This window comes from Pseudomonas sp. PDM04 (assembly GCF_014851765.1).
GTDB lineage: Bacteria > Pseudomonadota > Gammaproteobacteria > Pseudomonadales > Pseudomonadaceae > Aquipseudomonas.
On the sequence record NZ_JACVAI010000002.1, the window covers coordinates 812,111 to 828,523 of the forward strand.

Genomic DNA, 16,413 nt, shown 5'->3' on the forward strand with positions numbered 1-16,413 from the left:
CCAGGCACTGCAGTCGATCCGCTCGACTTTCACAGGATTGCAAAGAGCACGGATGTCCATGAGACCCAAAAACCCCATTCGCCCCAAAATCCCCGGTCCTTCGATCGAAGGCGGCCCCACCACCCGAGACCTGGTCCCGGATTACCTGCCCACGCGCCCCGGCCACCTGCCCGGCCAGGGGACCGAGCCGATACCGGGGACCCGATTGCCCGCCCCTGAATTTCCGGGGCAGCAGGACGCAGCGATTGCAATCAGCAATCTTCCCGCCGAAACCCAGGTCACCCGAATCACCCTCGAACCCCCCATCAGCAACTACTACCTGCCACCCAGGCTAATCGAACGGCTGCCTGCGCCGAACCCGCAGACCGGGCTCAGGTCGATCCTGTCCGGCCGCCAGTACGTCGATCTCGCCGACGGCGGGACGGTGCTGCTGGGCACGGATGCGCAGGGTCATCCGCGCGCCGGGCTACCCTCGGAACGCATGCCATCGGGGCCACGGCTCGAGCGCGTGCCAGGTACGCACGTATGGCGCCAGCTGTCGGCCACCTCCGTTCCCTGGAAACACTGGGGGATCTCCCTGCAACAGGCGTCTCCCCAGGACATCGTCATCGACGGCACGTGCTACAGGACGCTGCCGCGCGGCAACGTGCCTGACCACCCCATTGCCTACATCAGAAACCCTGATCATCGGGTCTACGATTTCGACCGGTTGCACAACGTCCTTCGGCACTTCCCGGACCAGCAACCCCGCGGCGCCATCCAGATTCCGCCGACGCGGCAATGGGAGATCGACCCGACACTGCCTTTCGACCGCACGCTGACCGACTATGTCGAACACTACTTTCCGGGGCTCGCAGACGCGTCCATCGAAAACATCGCCAGAACCCAGTTCATCCTTGCCAACGGTTCGGACACCGCGACCGAGGCCGGGATGACTGCGCTGCGGCAGGTGTTCAACGAATGGAAGACCCAGGCCCGAACGCCCCGTCCGGAGCTGGCGGATCCGCTGCTGATGCTGCCGATCACGCCAACGAGCCCGGGCAATGGTTCATCGCGCATTGTGGAGCTGTCACACCCTGGCGAGCTGGGGCCCCTGCGCCGGTTGGCGTTTGATCCGGACAAATTCCGCGAGGAATGGCGCTACTTCACCACCACCCAGTACGCCGGTGATCTCAAGCGTTTCATGAGGAACCTGTTGATTCGCCATGGCTACACGGTATTCGAACTGACCCCCGCGCAAACCTATGCCACCCTGGTGTTCAAGCGGGCCGGGCATGATTTTCTGTACCACATGACCGTACACCGCGTGCATGGTCGCAGGCTGCACATTCACGACAACGCCAGCGACGGTTTGAACCCTGCGCGCCTGCCGGACCTGATCGGCGAGCCGGCCACGCAAGCCCTGCGGGCTGCGGAGGCAGCCGAAAAGGTGATCTGGCTCAAGGGAGGCAGTCACGTTTCAACGGACTACGGAAACTCGGTCTTTATCGTGCGCACCGATGATCCAAGACGCTTGAACTGACATCCCTCTTCGCCTCCCTGCAGGCGCGAGCACACTCGCGATGGTCGTGAACGATAACGCGGCAAACCTGACAGTCCGCTGCGCACTCGAGGTCATCGCGAGCGCGCTCGCGCCTGCGAAACAAGGTAAAAAAAAGCCCGCAGTGTGAGCGGGCCAAAAACCAAAGAAGCTCTATGCGCAGTCGCTTCAAGGTAGAGGAAGCAGCTTGGGGGATCAGCTTCCTCGATAGGTGGAATAGCTGTAGGGCGAAATCAGCAACGGCACATGGTAATGATCCTGTTGCGCGCTGATACCGAAACGCAGCACCACCACATCCAGGAACGCTGGTTCCGGCAGTTGCACGCCACGGGCGCGGTAGTAGTCGCCCGCATGGAACTGCACCTGGTAAACCCCGGTGCGGTAGTCGTCGCCTTGCAGCAGCGGCGCATCGACACGGCCATCGCTGTTGGTGATCGCGCTGGCGACCAGCTCGAGCTGCGAACCCTCAACGCGGTACAGCTCGACCTTGATCGAGCTGCCGGGGCAACCGTGTGCAGCGTCCAAAACATGTGTGGTCAAACGTCCCATTGATTCTGCGCACCTGTCTGCCCGGAGCAGTCAGGCCTCGCGCCTCCCGAAGTCAGTTGAAAGAAGCCCGCACCGTTTCGGAGCACGAAAAGCTGCGGCGAGTGATTGATTAAGACATTTTTCAAAAAAATTGTACACAATAAAAACGACATTTTTCCAACCAGCGCCGCCATCCCGGTATTGACCCCGAATACGCCACCGAACCTTATGAACGGCGGACCCTTTATCCCTAAACTGACCTATCGGGCAGATTTCTTGCAGGAGCCCTGGAGACGACCACCGGATGAAAAAGGCGAAAATGTGGGCTTACAAATTGAATATAAAGTTGTATACAATCAGCCCATCGCAGTGACGCCAGCCTGACCTCTCCTCACAGGCGCGCCACGCCAACCCCGAACAAGAAGGAAGACTGCAGTGAGCGCTGACTACCCTCGCGACCTGATCGGTTACGGCAGTAACCCTCCGCACCCACACTGGCCCGGCAATGCCCGCATCGCCCTGTCGTTCGTGCTCAACTACGAGGAAGGCGGCGAGCGCAACATCCTGCACGGCGACAAGGAATCCGAAGCCTTCCTCTCGGAAATGGTCGCGGCGCAACCCTTGCAGGGCGCACGCAACATGAGCATGGAATCGCTTTACGAGTATGGCAGCCGCACGGGAGTCTGGCGGATTCTGAAACTGTTCAGGCAGTTCGACATTCCGCTGACCGTCTTTGCCGTCGCCATGGCCGCCCAGCGCCACCCGGACGTGATCCGCGCGATGGTCGAGGCCGGCCACGAGATTTGCAGCCACGGTTATCGCTGGATCGACTACCAGTACATGGACGAGGCGCAGGAACGCGAGCACATGCTCGAAGCCATCCGCATCCTTACCGAGATCACCGGCGAGCGTCCGCTGGGCTGGTACACCGGTCGCACCGGGCCGAACACCCGCCGGCTGGTGATGGAAGAAGGCGGTTTCCTCTACGACAGCGACACCTACGACGACGACCTGCCCTACTGGGAACCGAACACCCCGACCGGCAAGCCGCACCTGGTGATCCCGTACACCCTGGACACCAACGACATGCGCTTCACCCAGGTCCAGGGTTTCAACAAGGGCGACGATTTCTTCGAATACCTCAAGGATGCCTTCGACGTGCTGTACGCCGAAGGTGCCGAAGCACCGAAGATGCTGTCGATCGGCCTGCACTGCCGCCTGATCGGCCGTCCGGCGCGCCTGGCTTCGCTCAAGCGCTTTATCGAATACGCTAAAAGTCATGAACAGGTGTGGTTCAGCCGTCGTGTCGATATCGCACGCCACTGGCAACAAACCCACCCGTACCAAGGGCCTGCCCAATGAGCACCTTTCAAACCCTGAAACCCTCGACCCTGAGCCGCGACGCCTTTGTCGCCGCTTTCGCCGACATCTACGAACATTCGCCATGGGTGGCCGAAAAGGCCTTCGACCTGGGCCAGGACAGCTCGATCGACCAGATCGAAACCTTGCACCAGCGCATGAGCGATATCCTGTTGAGCGCCGATCACGCCCGCCAGCTGGCGCTGATCAACGCTCACCCGGACCTGGCCGGCAAAGCCGCCGTCCAGGGCCAGCTGACCGCGGCAAGTACTGAAGAACAGTCTGGCGCGGGGATTCACCAATGCACGGCCGAAGAGTTCCAGCGCTTCACCGAGCTGAACGACGCCTACAAGGCCAAGTTCAAGTTTCCCTTCATCATGGCGGTAAAAGGCAGCAACCGGCATCAGATCCTCGCGGCGTTCGAAACGCGCATCCACAACCCGGTCGACACCGAGTTCACGTGCGCGCTGGCGGAGATCAACAAGATTGCCCTGTTCCGATTACTGACTCTTTAGCAATCCTGGCCCGAGCGTCAATGAACGCGCAAAAGCGCCCAGGGCCTTGAGAGCATCCCAAGCCAACTTATTAAAGGCAGACTAGAAGAATGAAAGCTTACGCCGTACCTTTCGAGAAGTTCGTCAACCTGGCCGACGCCCGCCTGGGCACCCGGATCATCTCGGTCACCGATGACTGGTTCGCCGACGCCAACCGGCTGTTCCAGCCGACCCCGGCCGTGTGGAAGGAGGGCGTGTTCGATGACAACGGCAAGTGGATGGACGGCTGGGAGTCGCGCCGCAAGCGCTTCGAAGGCTACGACAGTGCGGTGATCCGCCTGGGTGTACCGGGCTCGATCAAAGGCGTGGACATCGACACTTCATTCTTCACCGGCAACTACCCGCCCTCGGCGTCCCTGGAAGCCTGCTTCCTGGCCGAGGGCGAGCCGGACGAGAACACCCAGTGGACCGAAGTGCTGTCGGCCGTCGAGCTGCAAGGCAACAGCCATCACTACCACGAGATCAACAACGAGCAGGCCTTCAGCCACTTGCGCTTCAACATCTACCCGGATGGCGGCGTCGCTCGCCTGCGCGTGTACGGGGTGCCGTTCCGCGACTGGTCGGCGGTGGGTGACAACGAACAGGTCGACCTGGCGGCGGCCCTGAACGGTGGCCGCGCCCTCGCCTGCTCCGACGAACACTTTGGCCGCATGAGCAACATCCTCAACCCGGGCCGTGGCATCAACATGGGCGACGGCTGGGAAACCGCGCGTCGTCGCACGCCGGGCAATGACTGGGTGATCGTCGCCCTGGGCCATGCCGGTGAAGTCGAGAAAGTCATCGTCGACACGCTGCACTTCAAGGGTAACTACCCGGACAGCTGCTCGATCCAGGGCGCCTTCGTCAAGGGTGGCACCGACAGCCAGATCGAAACCCAATCGCTGTTCTGGCGCGAACTGCTGCCGAGCCAGAAGCTGGAAATGCACGCCGAACATACCTTCGCCGAGCAGATCAAGGCGCTGGGCCCGATCACCCATATCCGCCTGAACGTGTTCCCGGATGGTGGCGTGAGCCGCCTGCGCGTTCTCGGCAAGGTCGCCAAGTAAGAGGTGAGGCCATTCGCGAGCAAGCCCGCTCCCACAATTGAAATGCATTCCCCTGTGGGAGCGGGCTTGCTCGCGAAGGCGTCAGAACCAACAACACAGAATTCGGAAAAGAAGAACAGCATGCGCACATTGACGATTGAACCGCTGACCAAAGAAGCCTTCGCCCCTTTCGGTGACGTGATCGAAACCGACGGCAGCGATCACTTCATGATCAACAACGGTTCGACCATGCGCTTCCACAAACTGGCGACGGTGCAAACCGCCACGCCAGAGGACAACGCGATCATCAGCATCTTCCGCGCCGACGCGCAGGACATGCCGCTGACCGTCAGCATGCTGGAGCGTCATCCGCTGGGCAGCCAGGCGTTCATTCCGCTGCTCGGCAACCCCTTTCTGATCGTGGTCGCGCCACTTGGCGATGTACCTGTATCAGGCTTGGTCCGCGCCTTCGTCACCAACGGCAGGCAGGGCATCAATTACCATCGCGGCGTCTGGCACCACCCGGTGCTGACGATCGAAAAGCGGGATGACTTCCTGGTGGTTGATCGCAGTGGCACAGGCAATAACTGCGATGAGCATTTCTTCAAAGAGGATGAGCGTTTGATCCTCGCCCCCCACCAATAAGAGAAGGTCTGATCACCCGACAACAAGGGTGACAGGCGAGAGGTAAAGACTGTGGAAGCACATCTGTTGGAATGGCTGAACCTGAGCATTCGCTGGGTTCATATGATTACCGGTGTGGCCTGGATCGGCGCGTCGTTCTATTTCGTCTGGCTGGAAAACAACCTCAACCGGGTCAACCCCAAGAGCGGGCTGGCCGGCGATTTGTGGGCGATCCACGGCGGCGGCATCTACCACCTGGAAAAATACAAACTGGCCCCGCCAACCATGCCGGACAACCTGCACTGGTTCAAATGGGAAGCCTACTTCACCTGGATGTCGGGGATCGCGCTGCTGTGCGTGGTGTTCTACTCCAACCCGACGCTGTACCTGCTGGCACCGGGCAGTACCCTGAGCGGCCCCGAAGGCGTGGCCATCGGTATCGGCTCGCTGTTCGTCGGCTGGTTCATCTACTCCTTCCTCTGCGATTCGGCCCTGGGCAAACGTCCCGCCCTGCTCGGCTTCATCCTGTTCGTGCTGATCATCGGCGCCGCCTACGGTTTCAGCAAAGTGTTCAGCGGGCGCGGCGCGTACCTGCACGTTGGCGCGATCATCGGCACCATCATGGTCGGCAACGTGTTCCGCATCATCATGCCGGCGCAACGCGCACTGGTGGCGGCCATTGCCGAGAACCGCACGCCGGACCCGGCGCTGCCGGCCAAGGGCCTGCTGCGCTCGCGTCACAACAACTACTTCACCCTGCCCGTGCTGTTCATCATGATCAGCAACCACTTTCCGAGCACCTACGGCAGCCAGTACAACTGGCTGATCCTGGCCGGGATCGCGGTACTGGCGGTGTTGGTGCGTCACTACTTCAACACCCGTCACGACAGTCACAAATTCGCCTGGACCCTGCCCGTGGCAGCGGTGGGCATGATCTGCCTGGCCTACGTTTCCGGTCCGAAGCCGATGTCCAGCGCGCCGGAAGTGGCCAAGGCGCCGGCGGCCATCGAGTACCAGCCGCTGCCGGAAACGGCGTTGGGCGGCGGCTTGAAGCCGGCCGAAGCCAAGCCCGCAGAAGCGCCCGCCGCCCCGGCGCAAGCGTCCAACGCGGGTCCCGGTTTCGACAAGGTGCACAGTGTGATCCAGGAACGTTGCACCGTCTGTCACTCTGCCAAGCCGACCAGCCCGCTGTTCAGTGCGGCCCCGGCCGGCGTGATGTTCGACACCCCCGAACAGATCCGCCAGAACGCGGCACGGATCCAGGCCCAGGCCGTCGCCAGCCAGATCATGCCGCTGGGCAACATCACCCAGATGACCCAGCAGGAGCGTGAGCTGATCGGTGCCTGGATTGTGCAGGGTGCACAGACCAACTAGATAAAAACCATCGCGAGCAGGCTCGCTCCTACACAGACGACGCATCACCTGTGGGAGCGAGCCTGCTCGCGATTGGCCGCGCGCGGCCGCCCTTGCTGCACACAATCACAAGAATAAAAAAGATCCGAGGTGTTGCATGTCCGAGCTCTCCAAAGCACGCATCCCCGACGCACCCGCCATTCAGCGCTTGCCCCTTTTGCAACTCATCCTCGTGGGTCTGCAACATGTCTTGCTGATGTACGGCGGCGCCATTGCGGTGCCGCTGATCATCGGACAGGCCGCTGGCCTGAGCCGTGAGGAAATCGCCTTCCTGATCAATGCCGACCTGCTGGTGGCCGGCATCGCCACTGTCGTGCAATCCCTCGGTATCGGCCCCATGGGCATTCGCATGCCGGTGATGATGGGCGCCAGTTTTGCCGCGGTCGGCAGCATGGTCGCCATGGCGGGCATGCCCGGTATCGGCCTGCAAGGGATCTTCGGCGCCACCATCGCCGCCGGTTTCTTCGGCCTCCTCATCGCGCCGTTCATGTCGAAAGTCGTACGTTTCTTCCCGCCGCTGGTGACCGGCACGGTGATCACTTCGATCGGCTTGTCGCTGTTCCCTGTCGCGGTCAACTGGGCCGGTGGCGGTGCAGGCGCGGTGCAATTCGGTTCCCCGATCTACCTCGCCATCGCCGGGCTGGTGCTGGCGACCATCCTGCTGGTTCATCGCTTCATGCGCGGTTTCTGGGTCAATATTTCCGTGCTGATCGGCATGTGCCTGGGCTACGTCGTTTGTGGGCTCATCGGCCTGGTCGACCTTGGCGGGATGGACCAGGCGCCCTGGTTGCAGGTCGTCACTCCACTGCATTTCGGCCTGCCCACGTTCGAACTCGCGCCCATTCTCTCGATGTGCCTGGTGGTGGTGATCATCTTCGTCGAGTCCACCGGGATGTTCCTGGCGCTGGGCAAGATCACCGGCCAGGAAGTCTGCCCGCGCATGTTGCGGCGCGGTTTGCTGTGCGATGCCGGCGCCTCGTTCTTCGCCGGTTTCTTCAACACCTTCACCCACTCCTCGTTCGCCCAGAACATTGGCCTGGTGCAGATGACCGGCGTGCGTTGCCGGTCGGTGACCATCGTCGCCGGTGGCCTGCTGATCATCCTCAGCCTGCTGCCCAAGGCCGCCTTCCTGGTGGCCTCGATTCCGCCGGCAGTGCTGGGCGGCGCGGCGATCGCGATGTTCGGCATGGTCGCCGCCACGGGGATCAGGATTCTCCAGGAGGCCGATATCGCCGACCGCCGCAATCAGTTGCTGGTCGCCGTCAGCATCGGCATGGGCCTGATCCCGGTGGTGCGTCCGGAGTTTTTCGCCCATCTGCCGCTGTGGATGAACCCGATCACTCACAGCGGCATCGCGATGGCCACGATCAGCGCCCTGGTGCTGAACCTGCTGTTCAACATCCTCGGCGGTCGCGAACGGGCCCGTGTCAACGACTGCCACGCCCACTGACTGAACGGTCCTGGCGACCTCACCTGTGGCAGAGGTTCGCCCCTGCCGGAGGAGGATGCCTGCGCCCTGCAAAAACACAACGACAGGAAGCAACCGATGATCCAGGCACGAAAAACCCGTTGTCAGTCTGCGACCGCAAGGCACTTGAGGCCTGGTCGAGGAGCCAGTATTCTCCGCGCCCTCCCGAATACCAGCCGCACAGAAGCTGACCGGATCGATGAGTTTTTACCTCGACGAAAAAAAGGCGCCGCACCAGAGCGCCAACGTGAACAACAACGTGAAACACCTACTTTTTTGGGAGCAACCGAATGAAACGTACGTGCACTAGCCTGATGCTGGCGGGATCCATGCTGGCCGGGGGCCAGGCGGTGGCTGGCGACTTGTTTCAATGGCAAAACAACAGCCTGACCTACCTGTATGGCAAGGACTTCCAGGTCAACCCGCGTATCCAGCAGACCGTGACGTTCGAGCACGCCGACGCCTGGAAATATGGGGACAACTTCTTCTTCATCGACAAGATCTTCTACAACGGCAAGGAGGATGATTTCGCGGGCAAGAACACCCACTACGGCGAGTTCAGCCCGCGCCTGTCGTTCGGCAAGATCTTCGATCAGAAGCTGGCGTTCGGCCCGGTCAAGGATGTGCTGCTGGCCATGACCTACGAGTTCGGCGAAAACGACACCGAGGCCTACCTGATCGGTCCGGGCTTCGACCTGGACATCCCGGGCTTCGATTACTTCCAGCTCAACTTCTACAACCGCAACACCGAAGGCAGCCGCCCGGGTGACGATATCTGGCAGATCACCCCGGCCTGGGCCTACACCATCCCGGTCGGCGACTCGAACATCCTGATCGACGGCTTCATCGACTGGGTGGTCGACAACGACGTCAACCGCCGAGGCGAATACCACGCCAACCTGCACATCGTGCCGCAGATCAAATACGACCTGGGCAAGGCGCTGAACCTGGGCGAGAAGCAGTTGTACGTGGGTGTCGAGTACGACTACTGGAAGAACAAGTACGGGATCGAAGACAGCTCGGGCTTCAAGACCGATCAGAGCACCACCAGCTTCCTGGTCAAGGTTCACTTCTGATTTGAACGGCTTCGCGGGCAAGCCCCTCGCTTGCCCGCGAAGGCCACTCCACCGCTATCAGGCCGTGACCACCAACTCAGGCAACCCCAGAAACCGACTCAACTCCTCGCGTTTGGCCAGCGCATCGCGCCGCCCCAGGTCAATCAACTCGCTGCAATACCCCGCCTCGAACAGCAGGTAACTCAACACCCCCGCCCCACTCGTCCGGGTCGCCCCCGGGCCGCGCAGGAACAGGCGCAGTGCCGCCGGCATTTCCTGGCGATGCCGCGCGGCAATCTCGTCGATCGGCTGGCTTGGCGAAATCACCAGCACCTCCACCGGCGCCACGCCCAGCGTACGCACCGGCGTGCCATCGGGCATGAGGTGGCTGAACTGATTCAAACGCTGCAACAGCTCGATATCGCTTTCCAGGCTGTCAATGAAGGTGCTGTTGAGCATGTGCCCGCCGATTTGCGCCAGCGTCGGCTGCTGCCCGGTGTAGGCGCGTTGCAGCGGCTGTTCGGGGTCGACGCCACGCGGGTTGCCGCTCACCCCCACCACCAGCACGCGACTGGCCCCCAGGTGCAGGGCCGGGCTGATCGGTGCCGACTGGCGCACCGCGCCATCGCCGAAATACTCTTCGTCGATTTTCACCGGGGCAAACAGCAAAGGGATCGCCGAACTGGCGAGCAGGTGTTCCACCGACAATTGCGCAGGCACGCCAATCCGCCGATGGCGCAACCAGGCATCGATGGTGCCGCCACCCTGGTAAAAGGTCACGGCCTGGCCGGACTCGTAGCCGAACGCGGTGACCGCCACGGCCTTCAACTGCTGTTGCGCGATGGCGTCGGCGATGCCGCTCATGTGCAGCTTGTCGTTGAGCAGATCCCGCAGCGGTGAGCTGTCGAGCAACGCCACCGGGACCTGGCTGCCCAGGCCGAGCAGGCTGTGGCCGACGAAGCGACTGGCCTGGCGGATCACCCCGGGCCAATCGCTGCGCAGCACCAGATGGCTGCGAAAGCCCTGCCAGAAAGCGGTCAGGCGCTCGATGGCGCTGCGAAAATCAGTCGCGCCGCTGGCCAGGCTGACCGCATTGATCGCCCCGGCCGACGTGCCGACGATCACCGGAAACGGATTGTCCGCGCCCAACGGCAGGAGTTCGGCTATCGCTGCCAACACCCCGACCTGATAGGCCGCCCGAGACCCACCGCCGGAAAGAATCAATCCTGTAACCGGTTCAGCAGGATTCATCGCAACGCTCCATGGTGCCGGGTCGGATATCATCGCTCCCACCCTGTCTGATACTGCACCTGTGGGAGCGGGCCTGCTCGCCCCTGCAGGCTATCGGTGATTCAACCGCGTTTGGCATACAACCGGGGCTCGCCCGGCGGGCGGCTCTTGAAGCGACGATGGGCCCAGAGGTATTGCTCCGGGCACTCGCGCAACACACCCTCGATCCACTGGTTGATTCGCAGGCAGTCTTCTTCCTCGGTTTCACCGGGAAACCCTTCGAGCGGCGCATGGATCACCAGCCGATAGCCGCTGCCGTCTGCCAGGCGCTCCTGGGTGAACGGCACCACCAGCGCCTTGCCCAGCCGCGCAAACTTGCTGGTGGCGGTAACGGTTGCCGCCTGAATGCCGAACAGCGGCACGAAGATGCTTTGCTTGGCGCCGTAATCCTGATCCGGTGCGTACCAGATCGCCCGACCGGCACGCAGCAGCTTGAGCATGCCGCGCACGTCCTCGCGCTCCACGGCCAGCGAGTCGAGGTTGTGGCGTTCGCGACCGTTGCGCTGGATGTAGTCGAACAGCGGGTTCTTGTGCTCGCGGTACATGCCGTCGATGGTGTGCTGTTGCCCCAACAGCGCCGCGCCGATTTCCAGCGTGGTGAAATGCACGGCCATGAGGATCACGCCCTTGCCTTCGCGCTGGGCTTTCTGCAGGTGCTCCAGGCCTTCGACATGGGCCAGTTTCGCCAGGCGTTCGCGCGACCACCACCAGCTCATGGCCATTTCAAAGAAGGCGATGCCCGTGGACGCGAAGTTTTCCTTGAGCAGGCGCTTACGCTCGGCGGCGGACTTTTCCGGGAAACACAGCTCGAGATTGCGCCGGGCGATGCTGCGCCGGTCGCCCGCCAGACGGTACATCAGGGCCCCGAGGGCGCGACCGATGAACAGCAACGCCGGGTACGGCAATTGAACGATCAGCCACAACAGCCCCAGCCCACACCACAACGGCCAGAAACGCGGCATCAGAAATGTTTTATTGAAACTCGGGCGATCCATTGAATGTTCCGCAAAGACAGTGGCCGCGCATTCTACATCGTTCGACCCGGCTTGCGGCTGGCGAGCGTTCTCGTTATAAGTCTGGGCACTTTTAGTGACAAGCCGTTGTATGCCGACCATGAGCCAAACCGAATCGCAAGACCAGGATCCCGTGTTCCAGTTGAAGGGCAGCATGCTCGCCATCACCGTGCTGGAGCTGGCCCGCAACGACCTCGACAGCCTCGATCGGCAACTGGCCGCCAAAGTCGCCCAGGCGCCTGGTTTCTTCAGCAACGCGCCGCTGGTCCTGGCGCTGGACAAGCTCCCGGCCAGCGAAGGGACCGTCGACCTGCCAGGCCTGATGCGCATCTGCCGCCAGCACGGCCTGCGCACCCTGGCCATCCGTGCCAGCCGCATCGAGGACATTGCCGCGGCGATCGCGGTCGACTTGCCGGTGCTGCCACCCTCCGGTGCCCGTGAGCGTGCGCTGGAGCCGCTGGAAGTTGCCGTCGCGAAGAAACCGGAAAAACCGCCGGAACCGACGATCAAGCCGACCCGGATCATCACTTCGCCCGTACGCGGCGGCCAACAGGTGTACGCCCAGGGCAGCGACCTGGTGGTGATCTCCTCGGTCAGCCCGGGGGCGGAACTTCTCGCCGATGGCAACATCCATGTATACGGCGCGATGCGTGGACGCGTACTGGCCGGCGTCAAGGGCGATACGAAAGCCAGGATTTTCTGTCAGCAGATGACCGCTGAACTGGTGTCTATCGCCGGCCACTACAAGGTGTCAGAAGACTTGCGCCGCGACCCGTTATGGGGTGCCGGCGTTCAGGTCAGCCTGTCGGGCGACGTGTTGAACATCATTCGGCTTTAACGGATACTGCCGCATTTTCCAAGCATCTCTAAAACGTAGCGAAAACGGCTCAAACGAAGTAGGAAAATGGTCAAAAGCGGTGTTTACCAGAGGTAGGCGCGGTTCAGGACCGGATTCCAGCCAAGGCTGTCCGACTGTAGTCGTTTTTTTCAAGAGATGTTTTTCAGGGACCAGAAGTCCTTTTTCCTTAGGGGTGAAACACCTTGGCCAAGATTCTAGTGGTTACATCCGGCAAGGGTGGTGTGGGTAAGACCACCACCAGTGCTGCTATCGGTACCGGCCTCGCTCTGCGCGGGCACAAGACAGTGATCGTCGACTTCGACGTGGGTTTGCGTAACCTCGACCTGATCATGGGTTGCGAGCGTCGCGTGGTGTATGACTTCGTCAACGTGGTCAACGGCGAAGCCAACCTGCAACAAGCCCTGATCAAAGACAAGCGCCTGGAAAACCTCTACGTACTGGCCGCCAGTCAGACCCGCGACAAAGACGCGCTGACCCTCGAAGGCGTGGAAAAAGTCCTGATGGAGCTCAAGGAACAATTTGACTTCGTGGTCTGCGACTCCCCGGCCGGCATCGAGAAAGGTGCGCACCTGGCCATGTACTTCGCCGATGAAGCGATTGTCGTGACCAACCCGGAAGTCTCCTCCGTACGTGACTCGGACCGCATGCTCGGCCTGCTGGCCAGCAAATCGCGTCGCGCTGAAAAAGGCGAAGACCCGATCAAGGAGCACCTGCTGCTGACCCGCTACAACCCGCAACGCGTCCATGACGGCGAGATGCTGGGTGTCGAAGACGTCAAGGAAATCCTTGCCGTGACCCTGCTGGGCGTGATTCCCGAGTCCCAGGCGGTGCTCAAGGCATCCAACTCCGGCGTTCCGGTGATCCTCGACGATCAGAGCGACGCCGGTCAGGCGTACAGCGATGCGGTCGAACGCCTGCTGGGCAAAACCGTGGAGCATCGGTTTCTCGATGTGACGAAGAAAGGATTCTTTGAGCGTCTGTTTGGAGGCCGGTAATGAATATTTTTGACTTCTTTCGTGCTAACAAGAAGCCCAGTACCGCCTCGGTAGCGAAAGAGCGTCTACAGATCATCGTGGCGCACGAACGCGGCCAACGCAGTACACCGGACTACCTGCCCGCCTTGCAGAAGGAATTGGTCGAGGTGATCCGCAAGTACGTCAATATCGGGTCCGATGACGTGCACGTCGCCCTGGAAAACCAGGGTAGCTGCTCGATTCTGGAACTCAATATCACCCTGCCAGATCGCTGAGTCGATCCGGCTGGAGCCACGGCGGCTCAGGTTTTTCGCCCCTGCACGGGGTGAAAGGCCTGAGCCGCCGTTGGCGTTTGTTACGAGACTGTTTCAATGCCGCTGTCCAACATCCGCATCATCCATCAGGACGCCGCCGTATTGGTGGTGGACAAACCGACCCTGTTGCTTTCCGTACCCGGCCGGGCTGATGACAACAAGGACTGCCTGATCACCCGCCTGCAGGAAAACGGCTACCCCGAAGCCCGTATCGTCCATCGCCTGGATTGGGAAACCTCCGGCATCATTCTGCTCGCCCGTGACCCTGACACCCATCGCGAACTGTCACGCCAGTTTCACGATCGCGAAACCGAGAAAGCCTACACTGCGCTCTGCTGGGGCCAGCCGGCACTGGACAGCGGCAGCATCGACCTGCCCTTGCGCTACGACCCACCGACCAAGCCGCGCCACGTGGTGGACCACGAGTTCGGCAAAAACGCCCTGACGTTCTGGCGCGTACTCGAACGCTGCGGTGACTGGTGCCGGGTGGAGCTGACGCCCATCACCGGCCGCTCCCACCAATTGCGCGTGCACATGCTCTCCATCGGCCACCCGCTGCTGGGCGACGGTCTGTACGCCCATGCGCAGGCGCTGGCAGCCTGGCCACGGCTGTGCCTGCATGCGAGCATGCTCAGCTTCACCCATCCACAGACCGGCGAGCGCCTGCGTTTCGAGTGTCCGGCACCGTTTTAGGCACAACCTCGATGGGCCATTGTTCGCTTGAGTGGATGGCAGCGGCGACGAACACAGCCTCGAACGAACACTCGGACATTGCGGCTTGCCTGAAAAATCGGATCTCAACCGGAGCCTGAGGCTTTGGGCGAACGTCGCGCCCAAAGCCTCAGGCCAATACGTTAAACTGGCGCCATTGCTGTCTGGAGCTATTTATGCGCGAAGAGTTGAACCAAGGCCTGATCGATTTCCTCAAGGCCTCCCCCACCCCGTTCCATGCCACTGCCAGCCTTGTTCAACGTTTGGAAGCGGCGGGCTATCAACGCCTCGATGAACGCGAGCCCTGGAACACCGAAGCCAACGGCCGCTACTACGTCACCCGCAATGACTCTTCGATCGTCGCCATCAAGATGGGCCGTCATTCGGCGCTGCACGGCGGCATTCGCATGGTCGGTGCCCATACCGACAGCCCCTGCCTGCGGGTCAAGCCCCAACCGGAACTGCAACGCCAGGGGTTCTGGCAACTGGGCGTCGAAGTCTACGGCGGCGCGCTGCTCGCGCCCTGGTTCGACCGCGACCTGTCCCTGGCCGGCCGCGTGACCTTCCGCCGCGATGGCAAGGTCGAAAGCCAACTGATCGACTTCAAGGCGCCGATCGCGATCATTCCGAACCTGGCCATTCACCTCAACCGTGAAGCCAACATGGGCTGGGCCATCAACGCCCAGACCGAGCTACCGCCGGTCCTTGCGCAATTTGCCGGTGACGAGCGCGTGGACTTCCGTGCCGTCCTCACCAACCAGCTGGCACTGGAACACGGCCTGAACGCCGACGTGGTACTCGACTACGAGCTGAGCTTCTACGACACCCAAAGCGCTGCGGTCATCGGCCTGCATGGCGACTTCATCGCCGGCGCGCGCCTGGACAACCTGCTGTCGTGCTACGCCGGCCTGCAGGCCCTGCTGACGGCCGACACCGATGAAACCTGTGTGCTGGTGTGCAACGACCACGAGGAGGTCGGCTCGTGCTCCGCCTGCGGCGCTGACGGCCCGATGCTCGAGCAGACCCTGCGCCGGCTGCTGCCCGATGGTGACGAGTTCGTACGCACCATTCAGAAGTCGCTGCTGGTTTCGGCCGACAACGCCCACGGCGTCCACCCCAACTACGCCGACAAGCACGACGCCAACCACGGCCCGAAACTCAACGCCGGCCCAGTGATCAAGGTCAACAGCAACCAGCGCTACGCCACCAACAGCGAAACCGCCGGTTTCTTCCGCCACCTGTGCATGGCCGAAGAAGTGCCGGTGCAAAGCTTCGTGGTCCGCAGCGACATGGGCTGCGGCTCGACCATCGGCCCGATCACCGCCAGCCACCTGGGTGTGCGCACCGTGGACATCGGCCTGCCGACGTTCGCCATGCACTCGATCCGCGAACTGTGCGGCAGCCACGACCTGGCGCACCTGGTCAAGGTACTGAGCGCGTTCTACGCCAGCCGGGAATTGCCGTAACCCTGAACAGCATGCCCACTCCCACAGTGAACACCCCAAAAGCCTGTGGGAGCGGGCTCGCCCGCCAAGGCGGCACGCAAGGGCGGCAGGCCAAGGCGGCACGCAAGGGTGGCACGCCAAGGCGGCACGCCAAGGCGGCAGACAGGACAACACAAATTTTATCTGCTCACCGATTCATTTCTGATACACATCACTTCCTGCCACGCAAAAGCCACCTAAA

Annotated in this window: 17 protein-coding genes; 14 read left to right on the top strand and 3 right to left on the bottom strand. The window is 61.9% G+C overall.

Features of this window, described 5'->3' with window-relative positions:
- The first annotated feature begins 58 nt into the window (after window positions 1-58).
- On the top strand, window positions 59-1,522 hold the full coding sequence (locus IB249_RS10620; RefSeq protein WP_192304310.1) for a hypothetical protein: 1,464 nt from the start codon (window positions 59-61) through the stop codon (window positions 1,520-1,522).
- Between the two features lie 213 nt (window positions 1,523-1,735).
- Here the strand turns inward: IB249_RS10620 and uraH are convergent, their stop codons facing one another.
- A complete protein-coding gene (gene uraH / locus IB249_RS10625) occupies window positions 1,736-2,089 on the bottom strand; it encodes a hydroxyisourate hydrolase (protein ID WP_192304312.1) in 354 nt (117 codons plus the stop codon).
- Window positions 2,090-2,194: 105 nt separating this feature from the next.
- Here uraH and IB249_RS10630 point away from each other — a divergent pair, with 105 nt between their 5' ends.
- From IB249_RS10630 to IB249_RS10665, 8 genes are all read left to right on the top strand, one after another.
- Entirely contained in the window at window positions 2,195-2,452 is a 258-nt protein-coding gene (locus IB249_RS10630) for a hypothetical protein (protein WP_192304314.1), read from the top strand.
- A gap of 51 nt (window positions 2,453-2,503) precedes the next feature.
- Complete coding sequence (puuE, locus tag IB249_RS10635) at window positions 2,504-3,430, top strand: allantoinase PuuE (RefSeq protein WP_192304316.1); 927 nt, start codon at window positions 2,504-2,506, stop codon at window positions 3,428-3,430.
- On the top strand, window positions 3,427-3,942 hold the full coding sequence (uraD, locus tag IB249_RS10640) for a 2-oxo-4-hydroxy-4-carboxy-5-ureidoimidazoline decarboxylase (protein WP_192304318.1): 516 nt from the start codon (window positions 3,427-3,429) through the stop codon (window positions 3,940-3,942). Before puuE ends, uraD begins: the two co-directional genes overlap by 4 nt.
- A gap of 89 nt (window positions 3,943-4,031) precedes the next feature.
- On the top strand, window positions 4,032-5,027 hold the full coding sequence (gene alc, locus IB249_RS10645) for an allantoicase (RefSeq protein WP_192304320.1): 996 nt from the start codon (window positions 4,032-4,034) through the stop codon (window positions 5,025-5,027).
- Between the two features lie 120 nt (window positions 5,028-5,147).
- Window positions 5,148-5,651, top strand: a complete 504-nt coding sequence (locus tag IB249_RS10650; protein WP_077044671.1) for an ureidoglycolate lyase — start codon at window positions 5,148-5,150, stop codon at window positions 5,649-5,651.
- Window positions 5,652-5,702: 51 nt separating this feature from the next.
- The gene (locus IB249_RS10655; protein WP_192304322.1) at window positions 5,703-7,004 is read left to right on the top strand and encodes a urate hydroxylase PuuD; all 1,302 of its coding nucleotides are present in this window, start codon (window positions 5,703-5,705) and stop codon (window positions 7,002-7,004) included.
- A gap of 136 nt (window positions 7,005-7,140) precedes the next feature.
- Window positions 7,141-8,493, top strand: a complete 1,353-nt coding sequence (locus IB249_RS10660; RefSeq protein ID WP_192304324.1) for a nucleobase:cation symporter-2 family protein — start codon at window positions 7,141-7,143, stop codon at window positions 8,491-8,493.
- 308 nt (window positions 8,494-8,801) lie between these two features.
- Window positions 8,802-9,587, top strand: coding sequence for an outer membrane protein OmpK (locus IB249_RS10665; RefSeq protein ID WP_192304326.1), 786 nt, complete (start codon window positions 8,802-8,804; stop codon window positions 9,585-9,587).
- Window positions 9,588-9,644: 57 nt separating this feature from the next.
- Here IB249_RS10665 and IB249_RS10670 read toward each other — a convergent pair whose 3' ends face one another.
- Both IB249_RS10670 and IB249_RS10675 read right to left on the bottom strand, forming a co-directional pair.
- A complete protein-coding gene (locus IB249_RS10670; protein ID WP_192304328.1) occupies window positions 9,645-10,817 on the bottom strand; it encodes a patatin-like phospholipase family protein in 1,173 nt (390 codons plus the stop codon).
- Between the two features lie 101 nt (window positions 10,818-10,918).
- On the bottom strand, window positions 10,919-11,851 hold the full coding sequence (locus IB249_RS10675; protein ID WP_192304330.1) for a lipid A biosynthesis lauroyl acyltransferase: 933 nt from the start codon (window positions 11,849-11,851) through the stop codon (window positions 10,919-10,921).
- A gap of 118 nt (window positions 11,852-11,969) precedes the next feature.
- Here IB249_RS10675 and minC point away from each other — a divergent pair, with 118 nt between their 5' ends.
- From minC to IB249_RS10700, 5 genes are all read left to right on the top strand, one after another.
- Window positions 11,970-12,707: a septum site-determining protein MinC gene (minC, locus tag IB249_RS10680; protein ID WP_192304332.1), complete on the top strand. Its 738-nt coding sequence runs from the start codon at window positions 11,970-11,972 to the stop codon at window positions 12,705-12,707.
- Between the two features lie 203 nt (window positions 12,708-12,910).
- Window positions 12,911-13,723, top strand: coding sequence for a septum site-determining protein MinD (gene minD, locus IB249_RS10685; protein ID WP_192304334.1), 813 nt, complete (start codon window positions 12,911-12,913; stop codon window positions 13,721-13,723).
- Window positions 13,723-13,977, top strand: a complete 255-nt coding sequence (gene minE / locus IB249_RS10690) for a cell division topological specificity factor MinE (protein WP_007944431.1) — start codon at window positions 13,723-13,725, stop codon at window positions 13,975-13,977. The genes minD and minE overlap by 1 nt, the downstream gene beginning before the upstream one ends.
- A 96-nt stretch (window positions 13,978-14,073) precedes the next feature.
- A complete protein-coding gene (locus IB249_RS10695) occupies window positions 14,074-14,709 on the top strand; it encodes an RluA family pseudouridine synthase (protein WP_192304336.1) in 636 nt (211 codons plus the stop codon).
- Between the two features lie 194 nt (window positions 14,710-14,903).
- Window positions 14,904-16,193, top strand: a complete 1,290-nt coding sequence (locus tag IB249_RS10700; protein ID WP_192304338.1) for a M18 family aminopeptidase — start codon at window positions 14,904-14,906, stop codon at window positions 16,191-16,193.
- Window positions 16,194-16,413 lie beyond the last annotated feature (220 nt).

Bases quoted from the DNA above. Each gene is read 5' to 3' on its own strand.
- IB249_RS10675 (WP_192304330.1), bottom strand. From the start codon at position 11,851: ATGGATCGCCCGAGTTTCAATAAAACATTTCTGATGCCGCGTTTCTGG.
- minC (WP_192304332.1), top strand. From the start codon at position 11,970: ATGAGCCAAACCGAATCGCAAGACCAGGATCCCGTGTTCCAGTTGAAG.
- alc (WP_192304320.1), top strand. From the start codon at position 4,032: ATGAAAGCTTACGCCGTACCTTTCGAGAAGTTCGTCAACCTGGCCGAC.
- IB249_RS10695 (WP_192304336.1), top strand. From the start codon at position 14,074: ATGCCGCTGTCCAACATCCGCATCATCCATCAGGACGCCGCCGTATTG.
- IB249_RS10660 (WP_192304324.1), top strand. From the start codon at position 7,141: ATGTCCGAGCTCTCCAAAGCACGCATCCCCGACGCACCCGCCATTCAG.
- IB249_RS10620 (WP_192304310.1), top strand. From the start codon at position 59: ATGAGACCCAAAAACCCCATTCGCCCCAAAATCCCCGGTCCTTCGATC.
- uraH (WP_192304312.1), bottom strand. From the start codon at position 2,089: ATGGGACGTTTGACCACACATGTTTTGGACGCTGCACACGGTTGCCCC.
- IB249_RS10650 (WP_077044671.1), top strand. From the start codon at position 5,148: ATGCGCACATTGACGATTGAACCGCTGACCAAAGAAGCCTTCGCCCCT.
- minE (WP_007944431.1), top strand. From the start codon at position 13,723: ATGAATATTTTTGACTTCTTTCGTGCTAACAAGAAGCCCAGTACCGCC.
- IB249_RS10665 (WP_192304326.1), top strand. From the start codon at position 8,802: ATGAAACGTACGTGCACTAGCCTGATGCTGGCGGGATCCATGCTGGCC.
- uraD (WP_192304318.1), top strand. From the start codon at position 3,427: ATGAGCACCTTTCAAACCCTGAAACCCTCGACCCTGAGCCGCGACGCC.
- IB249_RS10670 (WP_192304328.1), bottom strand. From the start codon at position 10,817: ATGAATCCTGCTGAACCGGTTACAGGATTGATTCTTTCCGGCGGTGGG.
- IB249_RS10700 (WP_192304338.1), top strand. From the start codon at position 14,904: ATGCGCGAAGAGTTGAACCAAGGCCTGATCGATTTCCTCAAGGCCTCC.